This is a genomic window from Lawsonibacter hominis, assembly GCF_014287895.1.
Lineage (GTDB): Bacteria > Bacillota > Clostridia > Oscillospirales > Oscillospiraceae > Lawsonibacter_A > Lawsonibacter_A hominis.
Map to the genome: position 1 here is coordinate 1 of NZ_JACOPP010000108.1, position 559 is coordinate 559.

Annotated in this window: 1 protein-coding gene and 1 tRNA gene; one reads left to right on the top strand and one right to left on the bottom strand. The window is 51.0% G+C overall.

Translation table 11 applies throughout. The annotated features are described in order from the left end of the window. Positions 1-143: 143 nt before the first annotated feature. Positions 144-237 (top strand) — tRNA-Ser (locus H8S57_RS17010). 40 nt (positions 238-277) lie between these two features. On the opposite strand, the gene H8S57_RS17015 is transcribed toward H8S57_RS17010, so the two are convergent. Beyond that, positions 278-559: site-specific integrase (locus tag H8S57_RS17015; protein ID WP_186909104.1), on the bottom strand; the 282-nt coding region annotated here is incomplete at its 5' end.

Here is a 559-nt window from a genome sequence, read left to right on the forward strand (position 1 = left end):
CCAAACGGCTGAAACCCTTGGAACCATGCGGGTTCCAGCCGAGTTCAAATTGAATAATGTTGCTTGTTCTATCCTGTTGTTCTTCCCGATTTCCACCGGCTGAATTGGTCGGCGGGTCGGGACCAGGGATATAACATAAATTTGGAGATGTACCCAAGCGGTTGAAGGGTCCGCACTCGAAATGCGGTAGGTCGGCTCAAAACCGGCGCGAGAGTTCGAATCTCTCCATCTCCGCCATGAGGTCTGCCAGCGAAAAGCTGGTAGACCTCTTTCCTTTTTATGGAGAAACCGCCGATAGGTTTTGCAGCATGGGCGCCACAATGTCCTGCTCAATGGCTGCGGCGGATTGTTTTTTCGTGGCATATTGCAGATGCCCGTAAATATCCACCGTTGTTGAGATCTCACTGTGTCCCAGCCACTCCTTTACCTGTTCCATCGGAACACCGTTGGCCAGCAAAAGCGAGGCACAGGTATGGCGAAGATCGTGGAAACGAATGTGCCGTAAATTGTTCTTGGCAAGCAACTTCCCAAAGGTCGAGGACACATAGTTGGGTTTAAT